Source organism: Affinundibacterium amnicola (assembly GCF_014284275.1).
Taxonomy (GTDB): domain Bacteria; phylum Pseudomonadota; class Gammaproteobacteria; order Burkholderiales; family Burkholderiaceae_D; genus Undibacterium; species Undibacterium amnicola.
This window is the reverse complement of sequence record NZ_JACOFU010000003.1, coordinates 598,923-599,755: the sequence shown is the minus strand read 5'-3', so window position 1 is coordinate 599,755 and position 833 is coordinate 598,923. Positions and strand designations below refer to the sequence as shown.

General features: G+C 49.2%; 1 protein-coding gene. It reads right to left on the bottom strand.

What is annotated here, in order from left to right:
* On the bottom strand, positions 1 to 833 hold an 833-nt coding region (locus H8K33_RS10565; RefSeq protein ID WP_281387336.1), incomplete at both ends, for a Calx-beta domain-containing protein.

Below are 833 nucleotides of genomic sequence, written 5' to 3'. Positions count from 1 at the left end.
GTCGACGCAATCGTTGTCGCTGCGCTTAAGCTGACTGTGTAGACCAGATCATTACCTTCGATGACCGTGTCACCTGCAACACCTGGTGCACCTGGTTCGACTGTCGTGATCGTTGGTTGATCATCATTAACAATCACTGTAACAATATTATCCACATCCAAAATGGCATTCGTTGGTGTCGATAAATTCACTTGATAGTTTTCATCTCCCTCAAACACAGTGTCATTCGTAATTGATACGGTGATGATTTTACTTGTCTCTCCCGGTGCAAATGTCACGCTACCTGCTGTCGCCGTATAATCACTGCCCGCTAACGCTGTGCCATTTGCCGTACCATAATTCACACTCACCGGTGCTGCACTCGCTGAACTTAAGCTGATTGTGTACGTGATTGTTCCTGCCGCTTCATTGACAGCTGCTGGCCCACTGATACTGACTGTCGGCACTGTGCCATCCGTAATCGTACCAATACCGATAACCGAACTTGTATTTTGCGCGGTTGCAGCAGACAAGCTAATGGTTTCGGAACCCTCCAACAATCCATCGCTAATCGTTACAATACGCACCTGAAAGCCACTTGCACCAGCAGGCACTATTACCGAAGAACCCAGAGTATTCCATGTCACACCACCATCAGTCGACACTTGCTGAAGTCCCGTGTCCGCGCCAAGTGTGGCAGTACCTGAGAGAGCACTAATTGATACCGTCGTCGCCGTCGTACTCGTACCACTTAAACTGATTGTGAAGACTAAATTGCCGCCTTCTCCCACCGTCGGATTCGAGACATTCACGACCGTCAAGCGGTCATCGTTATTACCGCCAGTTCCTGTGCC